This window comes from Salinicola halimionae, from assembly GCF_003206065.1.
Lineage (GTDB): Bacteria > Pseudomonadota > Gammaproteobacteria > Pseudomonadales > Halomonadaceae > Salinicola > Salinicola halimionae.
Genome location: NZ_PZJQ01000004.1, coordinates 399,349 through 417,492 on the forward strand (window position 1 = coordinate 399,349; position 18,144 = coordinate 417,492).

Below are 18,144 nucleotides of genomic sequence, written 5' to 3' on the forward strand. Positions count from 1 at the left end.
GGCGCAAGGCCGGGCGTATAGTGCGCTCGCTCCCGTGCCTTGAGTTGTCTCTGCTGCCAGAGTCGATTCTGCTGGTCCTGCGTGTGAGCCGCTACTCTGTCTTTCTGGTCGTTCGAGTCGGTCGTGCGGTTGCTCGAACGGAATTTTCGGCTGCGGTGTCTCAGTACCGATCGCCGAGCTCAATCCGAAGTGCATGTTCGAGGTTCATGGCCTTATGTCTCGGCAGTTGCTTTCCATGGCGCTGGCACCGCTGTTGGGTCTTTTCATCCTGGGTATCGGCAATGGCTTTCTGGCCTCGCTGATCACCCTGCGGCTGGATGCCGCCGGCGAGTCCGTCACTACCATCGGCTGGGTATCGGCTGCCTACTACATCGGGTTGGCGATCGGGGCGCTGTTCAACGATCGACTGCTGCTGCGGATCGGCCACATTCGCGCCTACGCCTGCTTCGCCTCGTTAGTCGCGGTGACCGTGCTGCTGCAGGGCATGTGGCTCAACGCCGAGCTATGGTTCACGCTGCGCCTGATCGGTGGCTGGGCGACGCTGGGCGTCTATCTGGTCATCGAGAGCTGGCTGCTGACCGCTGCCGATACGCGGGTTCGGGGACGACTGTTGGCGCTCTACATGATTGCGCTCTATGGCGCCGGAGTCATCGGCCAGTTGCTGCTGGGCGTGGCGGATCACGCCGGTGCCGGCCAGCCGTTCATGATCATCGCCATGTTGGCATCGTTGTCGGTGCTCCCGTTGGGCATGATTCCGAGAGTCTCGCCGCTGATCGAGCATGCCGAGCCTTTGTCGCCCTGGCGGCTGATCACCGTGACGCCGACCGGCGTGATGGGTTGTTTCGGCTCGGGGCTGGCGGTATCGGCCATCTACAGTTTATTGCCGCTTTATCTGCAACGCAGCGGCTTCGAGGTGCAGCAGATCGGCGAGATGATGGCGATCGTGATTCTTGGGGGGATGCTGCTGCAGTACCCGATCGGTCGCTGGTCTGACCGGCACGATCGCCAGATCGTGCTGATTCTGATCGGTGTGGTGCTGGCCGTGCTATGTGGCGGTGTCATGCTGCTGCCGGATCTTCCCGGCGTGATGGCGGCCATGCTGTTCCTGATTGGCGGTGGCGTGTTCGCGCTCTACCCGGTGGCGGTGAGCCACGCGGCCGATCGCGCTCCGGCCGGCGCATTGGTGCGAATGAGCCAGGGTCTGCTGCTGATCAACGCGCTGGGCGCGACCCTCAGCCCGCCACTGATCACCCCGCTGATGATTCATGTCGGCGACGTGGGGTTATTCGTGGCGCTGGCCGGGTTGGGTGCGGTGCTGGTGGCGTTCTTCGTCTGGCGTCGGAGCCGGCGTCCGGCGCCGATGCCGGTGGCACCGTTCACCTCCAATCCGCAGCAGTCGGTGGTGGGAGCCGAGCTAAGCGTGACCGATGCGCTGGTGCAGGGCGCGATCGATCACGAACATCAGGAAGATCTCTCGCAGGTGGTACCTGACGTGGAAACGGCGTTCCCTGCTGATATGGAAACCGAATCCGCACCTTCAGCCGTGGCCCCAGGGCGAGAGGGCGTCGCCAGTCGGCAGACTTCGACGACCGACTAACTGGATGCGCTCAAGGCCTAGCGTGCCGGGTCGATCACGCCACCCAGCGAGGCATTGCGCCGGAACCAGCCGGCTATGCTGACGCGAGGCTGACGGGTCGGCAGTACTTCATGCGGAACGCGATCGGAGAGAAAGCACGCGAAAGTGCCGGCTTCGGGGTGCACGCGAGCCACTTCGTGCTCGGGGTCGTGTTCGTCGTAGAGTGCCATTTCGCCACCGCCGTCGGCCGGCCAGTCCGGGTTGAGATAGAGCACGGTCGAGATGATGCGGTTGGCGCGACCGCGGAAGCTGTCGTAGTGCTTGCGATAGAAAGCTCCCGGCGGATAGTGGGCGAAGTGGGCCTCGAATTCGAACAGCCCCGCGTAGAGCGCGACGTTGATCTGCTGCTGGAGTTCGCTCATCAACGCCAGATAGCGTCGCTGCGCCAGGCTCTCCCGGTCCAGCCAGTGGATCGCATCGCCCCGGATATCGCGCCGTAAGGTGCGTTCTTCGCCGCGGCCGATTCCAGCCTCCTGCAATATCTCTCGCTGCTGCAATAGCTGCAGTTCATCCAGCAGTTCCCGACATAGATCCGCGCCGAGAAAACGCTCGCCCACGTACCAGCCACGGGCCACCAGACCATCGACCAGCGCGGGTAGTTGCGTTCTGTCCCAGAAGGCGTGATGGGCGTCATTAGGTGCGATGGGGGTCATGGACGGCTCAATTCGATGCCTTGCCAGAAGCGTCTGGCTCAGGATAGGAACGTGGGGTGGGCTGGCGTCGGCGCTGCGGGTGGTAGCGCAACTCCCCTTGCGTGGGCTTGCGGTCCAGAGCGATGTCGCTATCGAAACCGACGGCCAGCAGTTCGACCAGCATCATCGCGGACAACCCCCAGATCACGCGATCCTCGTAAGGATAGCTGGGAACGTACCAGGACCGGTCGTCGACCGGGATGACGTCGGTATGGCTGCGGCGGTCATCGATGAAATAACGCAGGGGAACCTCGAAAATCGCGGCGATTTCACCCGGCTCGGCCTGAAGTGGAAGATCCGGGGCGATCAGCCCTACGAACGGCGTCACGCGCAGGCCGTGCAGCGACATCACGTCACTCAGACGCCCGATGATATCGACCTGTTCGCCCTCGAGCGCGATTTCCTCATGCGATTCCCGCAGTGCGGTGGCGAGCAGATCCCGATCTTCCGGCTCGCGTTTGCCACCCGGGAAGGCGACCTGGCCCGCGTGCTGGGCCAGATGAGCCGTGCGCTGGGTGAACAGTAGTGTGGGTTCGGGACGGGCGACAATAGGCAGCAGCACAGCCGCCTGAGGGTAAGCCTCGGCCAGCCGGTACGGGCGATGTGCTTGCAGGCGTTCGCGGAGTTTCTCTAACATGCGCTTTCGACTCTAAACTGGCGGTGTTCCGACCGACGATGACTGGCGGTTTCTGCGAAGTTCCGTCACATCCAGGCGCTCTGGATTCCAGGCGCCGAGAAACCGAAACCCTGTGACATCGAGGTGCTCTGAAACGAGACCCTATGAACTACTGTAGCCACTGCGGCCATACCGTGCGCTTTGCGATCCCCGACGGCGACGACCGTCCCCGGTTCCTGTGCGATGCCTGTGACACCATCCATTATCAGAATCCGCGCATTGTCGCCGGGACGCTGCCGATAGCCGGGGAGCGCATACTCCTGTGCCGCCGTGCCATCTCACCGCGAAAGGGGTTCTGGACGCTACCGGCGGGTTTCATGGAAAACGCGGAAACCGTGGAGCAGGCGGCGCTGCGTGAAACTCGCGAGGAGGCCCGTGCCGTCGTCGAAGATCCGACACTGTATACCTTGATCAGTTTGCCGCACATCAATCAGGTCTACATGATTTTCCTCGGCAATCTCGAAGGCGATTTCGCTGCTGGCCCGGAGAGTCTGGAAGTCGAGCTATTCGAAGAGTCGCAGGTTCCCTGGGACGAGCTCGCCTTTCCGACCATCGAACGGACCCTCAAGCACTTCTTCGACGATCGGCGCCGGGGTACTTTCGAACTGCATCTCAGCCAGATTGGCCAGGCAGAGCGGGAGCGTTACTTCGGTTCCGCTTGAAAGATCACTTTGCAGACGCTTACTGATCGTCAACCGGTGGCCTCCCGTTTCAGACCTGGGGGCAGCGAATCCAGGTCGCTCAACGGCCAGGCGTCGTAGGCCGGTTCCTCGTAAGGATGCGCGTCGACCAGCGCCGCGATCGCTGCGCGAATCGTGTGATCCTCGCACACCAGTTCGACCCGATACTCCTCGACGTATTCCAGCGTGCCGATCGCTCCAATATGAGGCTGCGCGCCCGGGAGCGCTCGATACTGGCCTTGCCCGAGAGTCTGGAAGCAGCAGGCCTCGTAATCGCCAAGGCGGCCGGCGCCACTGGCGAAGACCGCGGCCTTGACGCTTTCCAGATGGGATTGGGGAATGAAGAATGCCAGCTTGTACATGACCCGTTTTTACCTGGTGGAAGTTTGCGGTCAGTAAGAAGTGCCCGGTCCGGATTCGGTCGTGGCGGTGGGCCGCATGCGGCGATGATGGCATAATGCGTCGTACGCCGACAGCGGTCTGCTTGGCTCTCCTCGGAGTCACCATGTCCGGGACGAAGCGCTCGAAGCGGGCCGTTCGAGTGGAATGGCGTCACATGAATTTAGCGAAATGAACCGTACGAAATGAATCGTGCCGATCGGAAGCCTTGGTAATGTGGAAATGGGTGGTTTTGGTGTTGGTTGTCATGCTGGGGCTGATGCAATATCGGCTGTGGTTCGGCGAGGGTGGCGTTCGGGAATTCAATGACATCCAGGCGCGCGCCGACACCCTGGAAGGCACCACCGATACGCTCAAGGCGCGCAATGATCGTCTCGCCGCCGAGGTCGTCGATCTCAAGAACGGTCTCGATGCGATCGAGGAACGGGCGCGAAGTGACATCGGTATGGTTCGCCAGGACGAACAATTCTTCTGGGTGCCCGGCGTCGATGACCCCAAGAATGGCCCTGCCGCCAGTACGGGAGTGGTGCAGCCATGACCCTCTGGTTGATCGTACCCGCCGCAGGCCGTGGCCAGCGTATGCAAGCCGACCGGCCCAAACAGTATCTCTCGCTGCAGGGCAAAAGCGTTCTGTCACGCACGCTCGAGCGTCTGCATCAGGCTTTTCCCGACGCCGTCCTGCGGCTTTGCCTGGCTTCCGACGACGACTATTTCGATCCCGACGATGTCCCCTTTGAAGAGTGGCAACGTGTCGGCGGCGGTGATGAGCGGGCCGACACGGTGGGGCGTGCATTGGCAACGTTGGCCGAAAAGGCAGCTGACGATGATTGGGTGCTGGTGCATGATGCGGCTCGGCCCTGCGTGAGGATCGAGGATCTGCACGCCCTGCGTGCTTCGCTCGAGGACGAGGCGATCGGCGCGCTGTTGGCGACACCTGCGGCCGATACCATGAAGCGTGCCGACGCGCGTGGCCGTATCAGTCATACCGAGCCGCGGGATGGCCTATGGCACGCCTTGACGCCTCAGGTATTCCGCTTCGATCTACTCCGGCAGGCGCTCGATGCGGCACTAGCCACCGGCATGACGGTGACCGATGAAGCCTCGGCGATCGAAGCCATGGGGCTTTCTCCCCGGCTTGTGGCGGGCAGCCGCGACAATCTCAAGATTACCCATCCCGAAGACCTGGCCATGGCAGCACGGATTCTCGCGGTCCAGGCAGAGTCGGCGACGGGATCAGCGTCAGCCGTCGCCGATCAAGGAGTCGAAGCATGAGTTTCAGAATCGGTCACGGTTTCGATGTGCACCGCTTTGGCGAAGGCGACCACCTGATGATCGGTGGTGTCCGGCTGCCGTTCGATCAGGGCTTCGTCGCGCATTCCGATGGCGACGTGCTTTTGCACGCGATCAGTGATGCGCTGCTGGGCGCCTGCGCGCTGGGCGACATCGGTCGTCATTTTCCGGATACCGACCCGGCCTGGAAGGGCGCGGACAGCCGTGCGCTACTGCGCCACGTGGTCGACCTGGTGCGCAACGCCGGGTATCGAATCGGGAATCTCGATGCCACGCTGATGGCGCAGGCGCCGCGCATGGCCGAGTCGATTCCGCACATGTGCGAGAGGATCGCCGCCGATATCGGTGTCGACCTGGGGGCGGTCAACGTCAAGGCGACCACCACCGAACGTCTCGGCTTTACCGGACGCGGCGAGGGCATTGCCGCCGAGGCGGTCGTGCTACTGGTTGCGTCAATTGAATGAATGACCGCGAGCGCCGAATGAGTGAGACGACGCAGCTTTCGACGGAATATTGGCCGCCGAATTGGCACTATGCCGCGGGCCAGCCGGTCGCTACCGGTGAGTACCGCCAACGCGCGGAAGATTTCCAGGTCGAGGAACAGTTCGATTTCGCGCCGGAAGGGCAGGGCGAACACTGGTGGCTATGGCTGGAAAAACGCGGATTGACCACGCCGGATCTAGCGAGACTGCTCGCGCGGGCCGTCGACATTCCGCCACGGGACGTGGGTTATAGCGGTCTCAAGGACCGCAATGCGGTGACGCGGCAATGGTTCTCGCTGGCCCTGCCCGGTCGCGAGCCACCGGCCGATTGGGACGCCGGGCTGGCCGATCGTGGCGTGACCTGCCTTGAAGCGGTTCGTCATCCGCGCAAATTGAAGCGTGGCGTTCACCGGGCCAATCGTTTTCGGTTGAGAATCAGTGGTGAAGCCGTCGCATCGCCAGCCACTCGGCAGCGCTGGGATCGCCTGGTAGCTGATGGCGTGCCCAATTATTTTGGCCCCCAGCGCTTCGGCCCCGAGGGCCGCAATCTGCAACGCGCGCGGCAACTGCTGGCTCGCGGCTGGCGCAAACGCCAGGATCCCCAGGGGCTGCTGCTGTCGACCGCGCGAAGCTATCTTTTCAATGCGGTGTTGTCGGCGCGCATCGCCGACGGCACCTGGTGCGTTCCGCAGCCCGGCGATGTCCTCAATCTAGAAGGCACGGCCAGCCGTTTCGCGAGCGCGGAAATCGATCAGGATCTATTGGCCCGGGCGGCGGCTGGCGATCTACACCCCACCGGGCCGCTTTGGGGGTGTGGGCGTTTGGAGAGCGGCGCCCAGGTCGCCGAGCGTGAAACGGCGATCGCGACTGGCTTTGGCGAGCTGAGCGGGGGGCTGGTGCAGGCCGGCGTGGATCACGCCAGACGACCGCTCCGGCTGCGTCTCAAGGACGCTGACTGGGAGCTGCAGGATGATTCGGTGTGGCTCTCCTTTACCCTGCCACGCGGCGCTTTTGCCACCTCGGTACTGCGAGAGTTGTTTCGGCATTCGACGTTGATGTGACGTCGGGTCTGTCGTTCGGGTCTAGGTAATCCGCGTTGACGATCAACCAGGAGGAAAGGAGATGCGCAGACTGTTGTTGTCAAATGACGACGGTGTTCATGCTCCGGGTTTGAGAGCATTGGCTCAAGCCCTCGAAAGCCATACCCGACTACGAGTGGTGGCTCCGGAGCGTGACATGAGCGGTGCCAGCAACTCGTTGACGCTAACGCGGCCATTGGCGTTGACCTCGCTCGACAACGGCTTCTACAGCGTCGACGGTACGCCGGCGGACTGTGTCTATCTCGGCGTCAACGGTGTGTGGGAGGAAAGGCCCGACCTGGTGATTTCCGGGATCAATCACGGCGGCAACCTGGGTGACGACGTGCTCTATTCAGGCACAGTGGCGGCGGCCATGGAGGGGCGCAACCTCGGCATGGCGGCGATTGCCATTTCCCTCTGCGGCCAACGTCATTTCGACACCGCCGGACGTGTCGCCGCCAGCCTGATCGGGGCGGCGGAAAATCTTTCACTGCCGCCGCGCAGTCTGCTCAATGTCAACGTGCCGGATCTGCCATGGAGTGAAATTCGCGGTTTTCGGGTGACCCGACTGGGGTATCGCGGCCCGGCGTCACAGCCGATCCATGTCAGGGACCCCCGTGGTCGCGACCGCTACTGGATCGCGGCGGTATCGGAAAATGCCGACGATGGCCCGGATACCGATTTTGCGGCGATAGAGGCCGGCTTCGTCTCGATCACGCCGCTGCATACCGATCTGACCCGTCACGAGACGCTGAACGATGTACAGGGCTGGCTGGATGGATTGTCACACGTCTGAGGAATTGAGCGGCGTCGGCATGACGTCGCAACGAACACGCAATCGCATGGTCGAACGTCTGTCGGCTGGCGGAATTCGTCATGCCCGGGTGCTGGAGGTGATGGCGGCGGAGCCGCGCCATCTATTTCTGGATGAGGCGCTGGCTCATCGCGCCTACGAAGATACGTCGTTGCCGCTGGGGTTGGGGCAGACGTTGTCTCAACCTTGGATCGTGGCGCGAATGAGTGAACTGGTAGTGCAGGCCGAACCGCAGCGGGTGCTGGAAATCGGCACCGGGTCCGGCTATCAGACCTTGATTCTGTCGCGTCTGGTCAAGAGCGTCTGGAGCGTCGAGCGTATCGCAGCGTTGCAGTCCCGGGCCCGTCAACGTCTCGTCAGGCTCGGGGCGCATAACGTCAATCTGCGCCATGCCGACGGCGGTATGGGCTGGCCCCAGGCAGCACCATTCGATGTCATTCTGCTCACGGCCTGTGCCAGTGAGCTTCCCCAGCCATTACTGACCCAACTGCGCGACGGTGGCGTGTTGATCGCGCCGCTGGCGGATAATGAGGGGCGGCAGTGGTTGACCCGTATACGTCGGCGCGGGCCGGCATTCGATCATCAGCGTCTCGAAGAGGTGCGTTTTGTGCCATTGCTTGAGGGAGTCATTCGTTGAAGCGCATCGCGACAACCGTATTGAAAGGTATGGGCATGGGCGCGGCGGATGCCGTGCCGGGGGTCTCGGGTGGCACCATTGCCCTGATCGTGGGTATCTATGAGGAGCTGATCGAGACCATCAAGCGCTTTGGGCCTAGCGCTTTCGGAGTCTGGCGCCAACAGGGCTTCGCTGAGTTGGTCACTTATCTCAATCTGCGTTTTTTGATTCCATTGGTGCTGGGAATCGGTATCAGCCTGGTGACGGTCGCGCATCTGATGACCTGGTTGATGGCAAACCATGAGCTGTTATTGAACGCGTTTTTCTTCGGACTGGTGTTGGCGTCGGCCTGGGTAGTGGTGCGTCAGGTCGGCCATTGGCGTTGGCGCTATCTGCTGCCCATGTTGCTGGGGCTGCTGGTTGCGGCGTTCTTGCCGCATCTGCTACCGGACATGAGTCAGGCGGGCAGCTCGACGCTGTTCGTCGCCGGGGCGATTGCCATCAGCGCGATGCTGCTGCCGGGCGTGTCGGGTAGTTTTCTGCTGCTGGTAATGGGGCTTTACGGCACCGTTATGGACGGGATCAAGAGTTTTGATCTCGGGCTTATCGGCATTTTTGGTGCGGGATGCTTGCTGGGCCTGCTCACCTTCTCTCGACTGCTTTCCTGGTTGTTGCGTCATTACCATGCGATGACGCTGATGACGATTGCCGGTTTCATTCTGGGATCACTGCCGCAACTATGGCCGTGGCGGCAGATCGCCAGTTATCGGATGGCTGCCGATGGACAGCAGGTGGCTTTGGCCTACCACTATCTGGTGCCTTCGGATTACGCTGCGATAACCGGTCAACCGTCCCATTGGGTCGTGGCAACGGCGTTGATCGTCGTCGGTGTCGTGGTGGTAATGTGCTTGGGAGAGCGCAATAAGGCATCGACATGAGGCGTATCGCCGGCATCTATCGGTATTTCGTGACGAAAAAGGAATTTCCTATGAGTAAGCGTCGTACTGCACTGTTACTGGGGCTCCTTCCCATCGTTGCCGTCGGGCTCAACGCCTGTACGACATCGAGCGGCCGCCCGCAGGTGCAGGATCTTTCCGTCAGCCGCAACAGCGATACGAATTCGACCTATACGGTCAAGGGCGGTGACACCATTTACGGTATTGCCTGGCAGAACCGGGTGGATTTCCGCGATCTGGCTCAGCTCAATGGCATCTCCCCTCCTTATCGTCTGGAGCCGGGGCAGCAGTTGAAACTGAAGTCTGGTGCGAGCGTCAGCGGTGGGCAGGTTGTGGCCAGCAGTGGCGGTGTTACCGCGACGGGGCTAGGTGCTGCAGGAAGCGACACCAACTCGTCGTCTACGGCAGGCGAGGGCGACAATCCTTCCTGGCTGCTGCCTTCGGATAGCGAGACGCCGAGCTCGGAGGTGGCGCAGCGCGGCGGGCAAGCGGCGAGTGGCAGTGCTTCTTCTTCTGCGCCGAAGCCGGTCAATACCCAGAACGATGGCAGGACGGTTGCTCAAAATGGCTCCCAGAACGGCTCGCAGCAAAGCAAGCCTGCGACGAGCGCTGGCAGCAATGCTGGCGCCGGTCAGGTCGGTCGATCGCCCGGGGCTTCTGCTGCGACGGCCGCTGACACCGGCTCGTCATCTTCTTCTGCTTCAATGAATCGAAATAGTACGAAAACGGCTTCCGGCAACGACGCGGGTACGGAAGTGGCAGGTGAACCCAGCGGGGCACCCGACCGTTCCGACAGAACCTACAAGCCGGTCGAGAACGTGCCTTGGCAGTGGCCGACAAGTGGTCAGATCGTGGGTAAGTTCGACGGGGATTCGAACATAACGCCCGGCATTGATATTGCCGGACAAAAGGGGCAACCTGTCAAAGCAGCCGGACCAGGGATTGTGGTATATGCCGGCGATGGCGTGCGGGGATATGGCAACCTCATCATCCTCAAGCACAACGATCGCTTCTTGAGCGCTTACGCTCACAACGACTCGTTGAAGGTCAAGGAAAACGATGTCGTCGAGGCCGGAGAGACGATAGCTACCATGGGGCAGACGGATGCTGACCAGGTCGAGCTACATTTCGAGGTTCGCGTGAACGGACAACCCCAAGACCCACTTAAATACCTGCCTGCGCGCTGATCTACATCGGCGTCATGGATTACTGGCGCATCGTTCGCCGAACTCATCATGAATGGCGTGCATCCGATGGCCCGCGCTAAACGTAGTTCCCTTCTGGGGCCGCGTCGAGTCCGGGCCAACGAAAAGATCATTCGATGCATGCGTTCGGTGGCCCGGGGCGGCTCAGCGCAGGGCTCGCGCTCCCTCGACAATAGGGCTCGCATATAGGACTGCCTCAGTGCAGAAACGACCAGTAGACGAGCCAAGATAATTAACTAGGGAAAGTTTTAGAACTGCAAGGAATACGCGGTCGCCAAACGGCAGGGTTGCCATGGCGAGGTACTCAGGTAGCCAAGATTGGGGGTAGTGGACATGAGCATGCTTGAACGGGAAATTCAGGATGTTGAGCTCGAAGGTGTCGATGCCACAGAAGTCGATAACGACGACACGGGTCGCAAGGATGATGAAAGCGCTTTCGAGAAAGCGCTGAACCGTGAAGAAAATTCCTACCACCACAGCCTCGATGCGACGCAGATCTATCTCAACGAGATCGGCTTTTCGCCGCTGCTGACACCCGAAGAGGAAGTGCATTACGGCCGCCTTGCCCAGAAAGGGGATCCGGCGGGCCGTCAACGCATGATCGAATCCAATCTGCGTCTGGTGGTCAAGATCGCCCGACGTTACCTCAACCGTGGACTGTCGCTGCTCGATCTCATCGAAGAAGGCAATCTGGGGTTGATCCGTGCCGTCGAGAAATTCGATCCGGAACGGGGCTTTCGCTTCTCGACCTATGCGACGTGGTGGATTCGCCAGACCATCGAGCGGGCACTGATGAATCAGACGCGAACGATTCGCCTGCCGATTCATGTGGTCAAGGAACTCAATGTCTATTTGCGAGCTGCTCGTGAACTGACTCAGAAGCTGGACCATGAGGCCACCGCTGAAGAGATCGCCGAGTTTCTCGACAAGCCGGTAGGCACAGTCAAGCGTATGCTTGGGCTCAATGAGCGCGTCTCATCGGTCGATTATCCGATGGGGGCCGAAAGTGACAAGCCGCTGATCGATACGATTGCCGACGAAAACGAGGACGGTCCGGAATCCAATCTGGTCGATGACGACGTCAAGCAGCACGTCGACGAATGGCTGGTTGAGCTCAGCGACAAGCAGCGTGAAGTCGTGCTGCGTCGCTTCGGCTTGCGCGGGCACGAAGCCGCCACGCTTGAAGAAGTCGGTGAGGAAATCGGACTTACGCGGGAGCGCGTGCGCCAGATCCAGGTCGAAGCGCTCAAGAAGCTACGTCGGATGCTGGAAAAGCAGGGCCTGTCGATGGATTCCATCTTCGAGTAGGTGGCGTGCCGGGCGCTAGCAAATGCGTAAATGCCCGTGAAGACTCGTCCTGCTATTGATCCGATCGCATACATGCGGCATTGTATGTAAACCTCGAGCCGAGGCGTCAGCGAGTCTGCAGACGCCTCGGTCGTTTGTCGTGTGATCCGGATGACGCCGACGACTGTCGGCGTCTTGAGTCCGTCAGAAAAACAGCCATGATTGGGTCTCTGAGCGATGTTCGGCAACGTTGGCCGCCCGTGCATGCTGGCACAGGACCCGCGCGGTCGGTTTTGTATCATCGCCAGAGCTCAACGATAGGAAATGCCTCGATGTCGCCTCTCATCTCGTTGCCGTCGCGTGCTCCATTGCGACACGCCATTTCGCTGTTGGTCGTCGCGGCGTTTGCCCCTTCGGTCCAGGCAGCAGATCTACTGACCATCACTCAGGATGCGTTGACGCATTCGGCAACGTTGAACTCGTCTCGTTCGACGTTTAAAAGCACCGAGGCTGGACAAGACGTCGAACGCGGTGACTTGCTGCCACAGATCAGTGCCACTGGTAGCGCGTATCGCTACGATACGTTGAGTAGCCAGCGTTATGCCGGTTCGAGCGCAGCGCAGGCAGGATCGTCCGGTGCCAGCTCTTCGGGCGAGGATTACAACGGCACTAGTCTGGGCGTCAATGTCACCCAGGCGCTGTTCGACGCCACCAACTGGTACGAGTATCAGCAGAGCAAGAAGCAGGTGGGCCAGCAGGCGCTGCAGCTTGAAATCGATCAGCAGCAGCTACTTTATGATGTCTCCGAAGCCTATTTCGAAATCCTGCGCGCCAAGGAAGTGCTGGATGCCCGACAGGCGCAGGAAAAGGCGATCGGCCGGCAGCGCGAGCAGGCCAACGAGCAATTCAACGTCGGTTTGGTGGCGATCACCGACGTCAACGAAGCTCAGGCCGCTTTCGATTCGGCACGCGCTCAGCGTATTGCTGCCAAGAGCGATCTGCAGGTTAGCTTCGAGACTCTGGAACGCCTGACCGGAAAGCATTATGACAGCATCGAGGGGCTGGACAGTGATTTGCCGATCCAGCCGCCCACCCCGGTCCGCCGTGATGAATGGGTCGAAATAGCGCTGGCCAGCAGTCCGTCGATTCAATATGCCCAGGCCGGCGTCGGTCTAGCGGAGTCGGGTGTCGATATCGCTCAGGCAGGCCATCTGCCGACGCTGGATGCTTTTGCCGATTACTCCTATGCCAACAATGATCGCGATGAGCTGCGCGGTCACAACGAAGATTTGCAGATCGGCGTGCAGGCCAACCTGCCGATTTATACCGGCGGCTCCACCAGCGCCTCGGTGCGTGAAAACACCTACACGCTTGAAGCGACTCAGTACGATTTCGAGGATCAGCGCCGTTTTACCACTCAACAGGTTCGCTCCCTGTTCGCGCAGGTTAGCAATGATGTCGAGTCAGTCGAGGCTCAGCGCGAAGCGATCGTTTCCAGCCGCAGTGCTCTCGAGGCGACTCGTGCCGGTTACGAAGTGGGCACCCGTAATATCGTCGATGTACTCGATGCCGAGCAGTCGCTTTACGAATCGATGTCCGATTACGCTGACGCTCGATATACCTACGTCACCGACTTGCTGCAGCTTCGCCAGCAAGCCGGCGTGCTCAATCTCGACGTGATTCGCGGTACCAACCGCTGGCTGCGTGATAGCAACCCGGTCTCGTTGGACGTGAACGACGCGGATGACAATTCGACAGTCGATGATATTGGCAAGCGTCCCACACCGCCGCCCAGATCATGATTCGAATCTAACTCCGCACGGCCACGACGCCGCTGCTCTGCAGCGGCGTTGTCGTTAGCGCAGGAGATGCTGTCTTTTGATCGCTCGGAAGGGGCGCCACACTGCCCGGCAGGGTAAAATGACGGCAGGCAACCGGTGGAGTCCACCGGTATTCGTCTGGTTGTTGCTAAGGAAGTGTCATGGCCCGGCCGCTCATCGCCGATATCGATCTAAAATCTCTGCACCACAACTACGCCGTCGCTTGTGAGTTGGCGCCTCTGAGTCGCGCGATGGTAGTGATCAAGGCGAATGCTTACGGTCATGGTGCAGTGGCTTGTGCCAAAGCGCTGGAAACCGTTGCCCCGGCGTTCGCGGTGGCCTCCCTGGAAGAAGCCGAAGCGCTGCGGGAAGAAGGTATTACTCGACCGATCCTGCTGTTGGAGGGGATCTTCGAGGCGGAAGAGTTGCCCCGTGTGGAGGCGCTGGATCTGTGGCAAGTCGTGCATAGTGATTGGCAACTGAAAGCCGTTCTGAAGTATTCGGGCGCTCACCCGCTGACGGTCTGGCTCAAGCTGGATTCGGGAATGCATCGGCTTGGCTACGACCCAGAGGTATTTGTCGAACGCTGGTCGCAACTACTGGCATCGAGCGACCGGGCTTGCGATCTCCATCTGATCAGTCATTTTTCCAGTGCCGACCAATGCGATACCTCGCAGTTCGAACAGCAGCAGCGGACCATCGATGCGGTCTGCCAGCGGTTGAATGCGCCGCGGTGTATCGCCAACTCGCCGGCGACATTGGTCAAGCCACAGACCCATGGTCAGTGGAACCGGCCCGGCATCATGCTCTACGGCAGCAATCCGCTCGAAAGTGAGCTGCCGGCTGGTATCACGCTCGAGCCAGTGATGACGCTGCGTTCGCGACTGATCGCGGTTCGCTCGCTATCGGCCGGAGAGCCGGTCGGCTACGGCGCCCGCTGGCGGACTTCGCAGCCTTCTCGAATCGGAGTTGTCGCTGCCGGCTATGGCGACGGCTATGACCGTCACGCACGCGATGGTACGCCGATACTGGTTGACGGGCAGCGCTGCCCGCTCGTCGGGCGTGTTTCGATGGATATGCTGACAGTAGATATCAGTCACCTGCCCGACGCAGATGTCGGCAGTGAAGTGGTGCTCTGGGGCCAGGGTCTCAGCGTCGACGAAGTGGCGAGCCACAGCGATACCATTGGATATACGTTGCTGACGGGGATTTTGCCGCGGGTGCCGCGGCGCTATCACGGAGGCTGACGCGCGGCGCTATCACGGAGCCCTAGTGCGGCGCTATCAGGAAGGCTGGAGCCGTCGACGTGGCCGATTTTCCCGTTCCCGTCTGGCTTGCTCTTTCGCCCTGACTTCGCTGTTCTGACTTCGCGTTATTTCGCTACACTGTCCGACGTTCATACAAAATCGGGGAACCATGGCCAAGAAAGTCTATCCTGCCAACCACGCTCATCCCCGCTACTGGGGCGCCTGGCTCGGCATTACGTTGATGCGGCTGGGTGCGCTTTTACCTTGGCGTTTCAAACTGGCGCTGGGGCGAGGCATCGGTCTGATGAGCTGGAAGCTTGCCACGCGTCGACGCCATATCACTGACACCAATCTTGCGCTCTGCTTCCCCGAGCTGAACGATCAGCAACGGGCGGATCTGGTCAGGAAGACCTTTGTCGCCAATGGCATCGGTATTCTCGAGACGGCCACCGGCTGGTGTCGCGACCCCGAGCATCTACGCCATCGGGTGGCGTTTCGCGGAACCGAGTATATGGATCGTGCCATGGCGCAGGGTAAAGGCGCTCTGATCATCGGTATCCATTTTTCGACGCTGGACTTGGGGGGCGCTCTGCACTCGCTCTTTTTCCCCGCCGATGTCGTCTACCGGCCGCACGATAATCCGGTGTTCGAAAATTTCATGACTCGCGCTCGGCGCGGCATCTTTGGGGCGGCGATCGATCGTCATGATCTACGTGGCGTGGTTCGTCGAATCAAGTCGGGTCATGCCGTGTGGTACTCGCCGGATCAGGATTTTGGCCGGGAAGCGAGCGTGTTTGCGCCGTTCTTCGGCGTGACGGCGGCGTCGATCAAGCTGACCGCCAAGATCGCCAAAATGACGGGCGCGCCGGTGATGCCGCTGATGTTTCATCGCAACCCGGACAATCGCACCTATACGTTGGAATATCTGCCGGCGCTGGAGAATTTTCCCAGTGGTGACGACGTCGCTGACGCAGCGCAGGTGAATGCGTTCATCGAGCAGGCCATTCGGCGTCATCCGGAGCAGTATCTGTGGCTACATCGACGTTTCAAGACGCGTCCGCCGGGCGAGCGTTCCTTTTATTGAGCAGGCAGTTACGTTTGAAACTTGACGAAAAGGCCAGAAGCGGCAAGGCTTAGACTACCTTCACGGAACGAGAGGGTGGTTTGCCGACAATCGGATAGTCCGGTCGGCAGGTCCAATGGGTCAGCACAGGAAGAGTCGCCATGCTTAGTTACGCCGTAATTTTCCTTATCGTCGCCATCATCGCCGGGGTTCTGGGTTTCGGTGGCATCGCTGGCGCCGCCGCGACGATCGCCAAGGTTCTGTTCGTGATCTTCTTGATCCTGTTCGTCGTGTCGCTGATCCGCGGCCGAGGCCGTTGAGGCGCTAGAGTCGATATCTGCGGCGCCGAAACCACGTTAGACAATAATGATGGAGTCGGCACCAACAGAGCCGGCATGAACGAATACCCCGCCTAAATGGCGGGGTATTTGCGTTCATGGTAGCCGAGAGCGTTGACGGGATCAGGCGTCGATTCGCTTGTATTTCATACGCTTCGGCGTGTCGTTACCGACGCGCTTGTGGTAGTCCGCTTCATACTCGGCGTAGTTGCCCTCGAAGAAGACCACATTGGAGTCGCCCTCGTAGGCGAGAATATGCGTCGCGATACGGTCCAGGAACCAGCGGTCGTGCGAAATGACCAGCGCGCAGCCAGGGAACGCCAGCAGCGCCTCTTCCAGAGCTCGCAGAGTCTCGATGTCGAGATCGTTGGAAGGTTCGTCCAGCAGTAATACGTTGGCTGCCTGCTTAAGCGTCTGGGCCAGCTGCAGACGGCCACGTTCACCACCCGACAGATCGCTCAGACGTTTCTGCTGATCGGTGCCCTTGAAGTTGAACCGGCCGACGTAGGCCCGCGAGGATACTTCGTAGCCGTTGATGTTGAGTATGTCCTGACCACCGGAAACGGCCTCCCATACGGTCTGAGTGTTGTCCAGGTGATCGCGCAGCTGTTCGACATAGGCCACGTTGACCGTATCGCCGAGCACCACTTCGCCGCCGTCCGGTTGTTCCTTGCCGGCGATCAGCTTGAAGAGTGTCGATTTGCCGGCGCCGTTCCCGCCGACGATGCCGACGATCGCACCGGTTGGTACCTGGAAGCTGAGGTTGTCGAACAGCATCTTCTCGTCGAAGCGCTTGATGACATCGTGAAACTCGATGACCTTGTCACCTAGGCGCGGCCCGGGCGGAATGTAGATCTCGTTGGTCTCGTTGCGCTTCTGATAATCGCCCGACTGCAGCTCTTCGAAGCGATTGAGACGCGCCTTGCTCTTGGCCTGGCGGCCCTTGGCATTCTGACGGACCCACTCAAGCTCCTGCTTGATCGCACGCTGACGTCCTGCCTCCTGCTTGGACTCCTGTTCGAGGCGCTTCTCCTTGGATTCGAGCCACTGGGAGTAGTTGCCTTCAAACGGAATGCCCTGACCACGATCGAGTTCCAGGATCCAGCCGGCGACATTGTCGAGGAAATAGCGATCGTGGGTAATTGCCACGACAGTACCCGGATAATCGTGCAAGAAGCGTTCTAGCCAAGCGACGGATTCGGCATCCAGGTGGTTGGTTGGCTCGTCCAGCAGCAGCATGTCCGGACTCGACAGCAGCAGCCTGCAAAGTGCAACGCGCCGGCGCTCGCCGCCGGAAAGATGGCCGACACTGGCATCCCAGGGAGGGAGCCGCAGAGCCTCCGCAGCCACTTCGAGCTTGCGCTCGATGTTGTGAGCGTCGGCGGCCTCAATGATGTTTTCCAGACGCGCCTGCTGAGCGGCCAGAGCGTCGAAGTCGGCGTCCGGTTCGGCGTAGGCGACATAAACGGCTTCCAACTGCTCTTGCGCCTGCTTGATCTCGCCGAGCGCTTCTTCGACCGTTTCGCGAACGTCCTTGCTGTCGTCGAGCTCCGGCTCCTGCGGCAGGTAGCCGATATTGATACCCGGCATCGGGCGCGCTTCGCCGTTATGTTCGGTGTCGAGGCCGGCCATGATACGCAGCAGCGTCGACTTTCCCGAGCCGTTGAGGCCGAGCACGCCGATCTTGGCGCCGGGGAAGAAGGATAGCGAGATGTCTTTCAGGATCTCGCGCTTCGGGGGGACGACCTTGCCCACCCGGTTCATGGTGTAAACGTATTGCGCCATGGAAATCCGATTATATGTCGCGGTGAATAGAATTAGGCAGTCACTGCTGAGGCGCCCGTCGATAGGGCTCAGCGTAGAT

At 60.6% G+C, this 18,144-nt stretch carries 19 protein-coding genes; 15 read left to right on the plus strand and 4 right to left on the minus strand.

The genetic code is table 11. The features are described 5' to 3' along the window. The first annotated feature begins 214 nt into the window (after nt 1–214). Nucleotides 215–1,597: an MFS transporter gene (locus DOM27_RS07730; RefSeq protein WP_110655466.1), complete on the plus strand. Its 1,383-nt coding sequence runs from the start codon at nt 215–217 to the stop codon at nt 1,595–1,597. A gap of 17 nt (nt 1,598–1,614) precedes the next feature. Here the strand turns inward: DOM27_RS07730 and DOM27_RS07735 are convergent, their stop codons facing one another. Together DOM27_RS07735 and DOM27_RS07740 are read right to left on the minus strand one after the other, a co-directional pair. Next, nucleotides 1,615–2,289, minus strand: coding sequence for a 2OG-Fe(II) oxygenase (locus tag DOM27_RS07735; protein ID WP_110655467.1), 675 nt, complete (start codon nt 2,287–2,289; stop codon nt 1,615–1,617). A gap of 7 nt (nt 2,290–2,296) precedes the next feature. Continuing rightward, complete coding sequence (locus DOM27_RS07740) at nt 2,297–2,965, minus strand: CoA pyrophosphatase (RefSeq protein ID WP_110655468.1); 669 nt, start codon at nt 2,963–2,965, stop codon at nt 2,297–2,299. Between the two features lie 143 nt (nt 2,966–3,108). Here DOM27_RS07740 and DOM27_RS07745 point away from each other — a divergent pair, with 143 nt between their 5' ends. Continuing rightward, nucleotides 3,109–3,666, plus strand: a complete 558-nt coding sequence (locus DOM27_RS07745; protein ID WP_110655469.1) for an NUDIX hydrolase — start codon at nt 3,109–3,111, stop codon at nt 3,664–3,666. A 29-nt stretch (nt 3,667–3,695) separates the two neighbouring features. Here the strand turns inward: DOM27_RS07745 and DOM27_RS07750 are convergent, their stop codons facing one another. After that, nucleotides 3,696–4,046 carry a YqfO family protein gene (locus DOM27_RS07750; protein WP_110655470.1) on the minus strand — a complete coding sequence of 117 codons (351 nt, stop codon included), beginning with the start codon at nt 4,044–4,046 and terminating at the stop codon, nt 3,696–3,698. 251 nt (nt 4,047–4,297) lie between these two features. Here DOM27_RS07750 and ftsB point away from each other — a divergent pair, with 251 nt between their 5' ends. From ftsB to DOM27_RS07815, 13 genes are all read left to right on the plus strand, one after another. Next, entirely contained in the window at nt 4,298–4,621 is a 324-nt protein-coding gene (gene ftsB, locus DOM27_RS07755; protein WP_110655471.1) for a cell division protein FtsB, read from the plus strand. Beyond that, nucleotides 4,618–5,355, plus strand: coding sequence for a 2-C-methyl-D-erythritol 4-phosphate cytidylyltransferase (ispD, locus tag DOM27_RS07760; RefSeq protein WP_110655472.1), 738 nt, complete (start codon nt 4,618–4,620; stop codon nt 5,353–5,355). The genes ftsB and ispD overlap by 4 nt, the downstream gene beginning before the upstream one ends. Next, complete coding sequence (gene ispF / locus DOM27_RS07765; RefSeq protein WP_110655473.1) at nt 5,352–5,837, plus strand: 2-C-methyl-D-erythritol 2,4-cyclodiphosphate synthase; 486 nt, start codon at nt 5,352–5,354, stop codon at nt 5,835–5,837. The genes ispD and ispF overlap by 4 nt, the downstream gene beginning before the upstream one ends. Before the next feature lie 17 nt (nt 5,838–5,854). Continuing rightward, a complete protein-coding gene (truD, locus tag DOM27_RS07770) occupies nt 5,855–6,916 on the plus strand; it encodes a tRNA pseudouridine(13) synthase TruD (protein WP_110655474.1) in 1,062 nt (353 codons plus the stop codon). Nucleotides 6,917–6,977: 61 nt separating this feature from the next. Then, nucleotides 6,978–7,730 (plus strand): 5'/3'-nucleotidase SurE, encoded by a 753-nt coding sequence (gene surE, locus DOM27_RS07775; protein WP_110655475.1) that lies wholly within the window; start codon nt 6,978–6,980, stop codon nt 7,728–7,730. A gap of 19 nt (nt 7,731–7,749) precedes the next feature. After that, nucleotides 7,750–8,385: a protein-L-isoaspartate(D-aspartate) O-methyltransferase gene (locus DOM27_RS07780; protein ID WP_425353285.1), complete on the plus strand. Its 636-nt coding sequence runs from the start codon at nt 7,750–7,752 to the stop codon at nt 8,383–8,385. Then, nucleotides 8,382–9,302 carry a DUF368 domain-containing protein gene (locus DOM27_RS07785; RefSeq protein ID WP_245392636.1) on the plus strand — a complete coding sequence of 307 codons (921 nt, stop codon included), beginning with the start codon at nt 8,382–8,384 and terminating at the stop codon, nt 9,300–9,302. Before DOM27_RS07780 ends, DOM27_RS07785 begins: the two co-directional genes overlap by 4 nt. Next, the gene (locus DOM27_RS07790) at nt 9,299–10,507 is read left to right on the plus strand and encodes a peptidoglycan DD-metalloendopeptidase family protein (RefSeq protein WP_245392637.1); all 1,209 of its coding nucleotides are present in this window, start codon (nt 9,299–9,301) and stop codon (nt 10,505–10,507) included. The genes DOM27_RS07785 and DOM27_RS07790 overlap by 4 nt, the downstream gene beginning before the upstream one ends. Before the next feature lie 351 nt (nt 10,508–10,858). After that, nucleotides 10,859–11,833: an RNA polymerase sigma factor RpoS gene (rpoS, locus tag DOM27_RS07795; protein ID WP_075563342.1), complete on the plus strand. Its 975-nt coding sequence runs from the start codon at nt 10,859–10,861 to the stop codon at nt 11,831–11,833. A gap of 311 nt (nt 11,834–12,144) precedes the next feature. After that, entirely contained in the window at nt 12,145–13,614 is a 1,470-nt protein-coding gene (locus DOM27_RS07800) for a TolC family outer membrane protein (RefSeq protein WP_110655478.1), read from the plus strand. A 179-nt stretch (nt 13,615–13,793) separates the two neighbouring features. Then, nucleotides 13,794–14,879, plus strand: coding sequence for an alanine racemase (gene alr, locus DOM27_RS07805; protein WP_110655479.1), 1,086 nt, complete (start codon nt 13,794–13,796; stop codon nt 14,877–14,879). Between the two features lie 169 nt (nt 14,880–15,048). Further along, entirely contained in the window at nt 15,049–15,963 is a 915-nt protein-coding gene (gene lpxL / locus DOM27_RS07810) for an LpxL/LpxP family Kdo(2)-lipid IV(A) lauroyl/palmitoleoyl acyltransferase (RefSeq protein ID WP_110655480.1), read from the plus strand. A 140-nt stretch (nt 15,964–16,103) separates the two neighbouring features. Then, the gene (locus tag DOM27_RS07815) at nt 16,104–16,262 is read left to right on the plus strand and encodes a DUF1328 domain-containing protein (protein ID WP_071231586.1); all 159 of its coding nucleotides are present in this window, start codon (nt 16,104–16,106) and stop codon (nt 16,260–16,262) included. Between the two features lie 141 nt (nt 16,263–16,403). Here DOM27_RS07815 and ettA read toward each other — a convergent pair whose 3' ends face one another. Then, nucleotides 16,404–18,065: an energy-dependent translational throttle protein EttA gene (ettA, locus tag DOM27_RS07820; protein ID WP_110655481.1), complete on the minus strand. Its 1,662-nt coding sequence runs from the start codon at nt 18,063–18,065 to the stop codon at nt 16,404–16,406. Nucleotides 18,066–18,144: the final 79 nt, after the last annotated feature.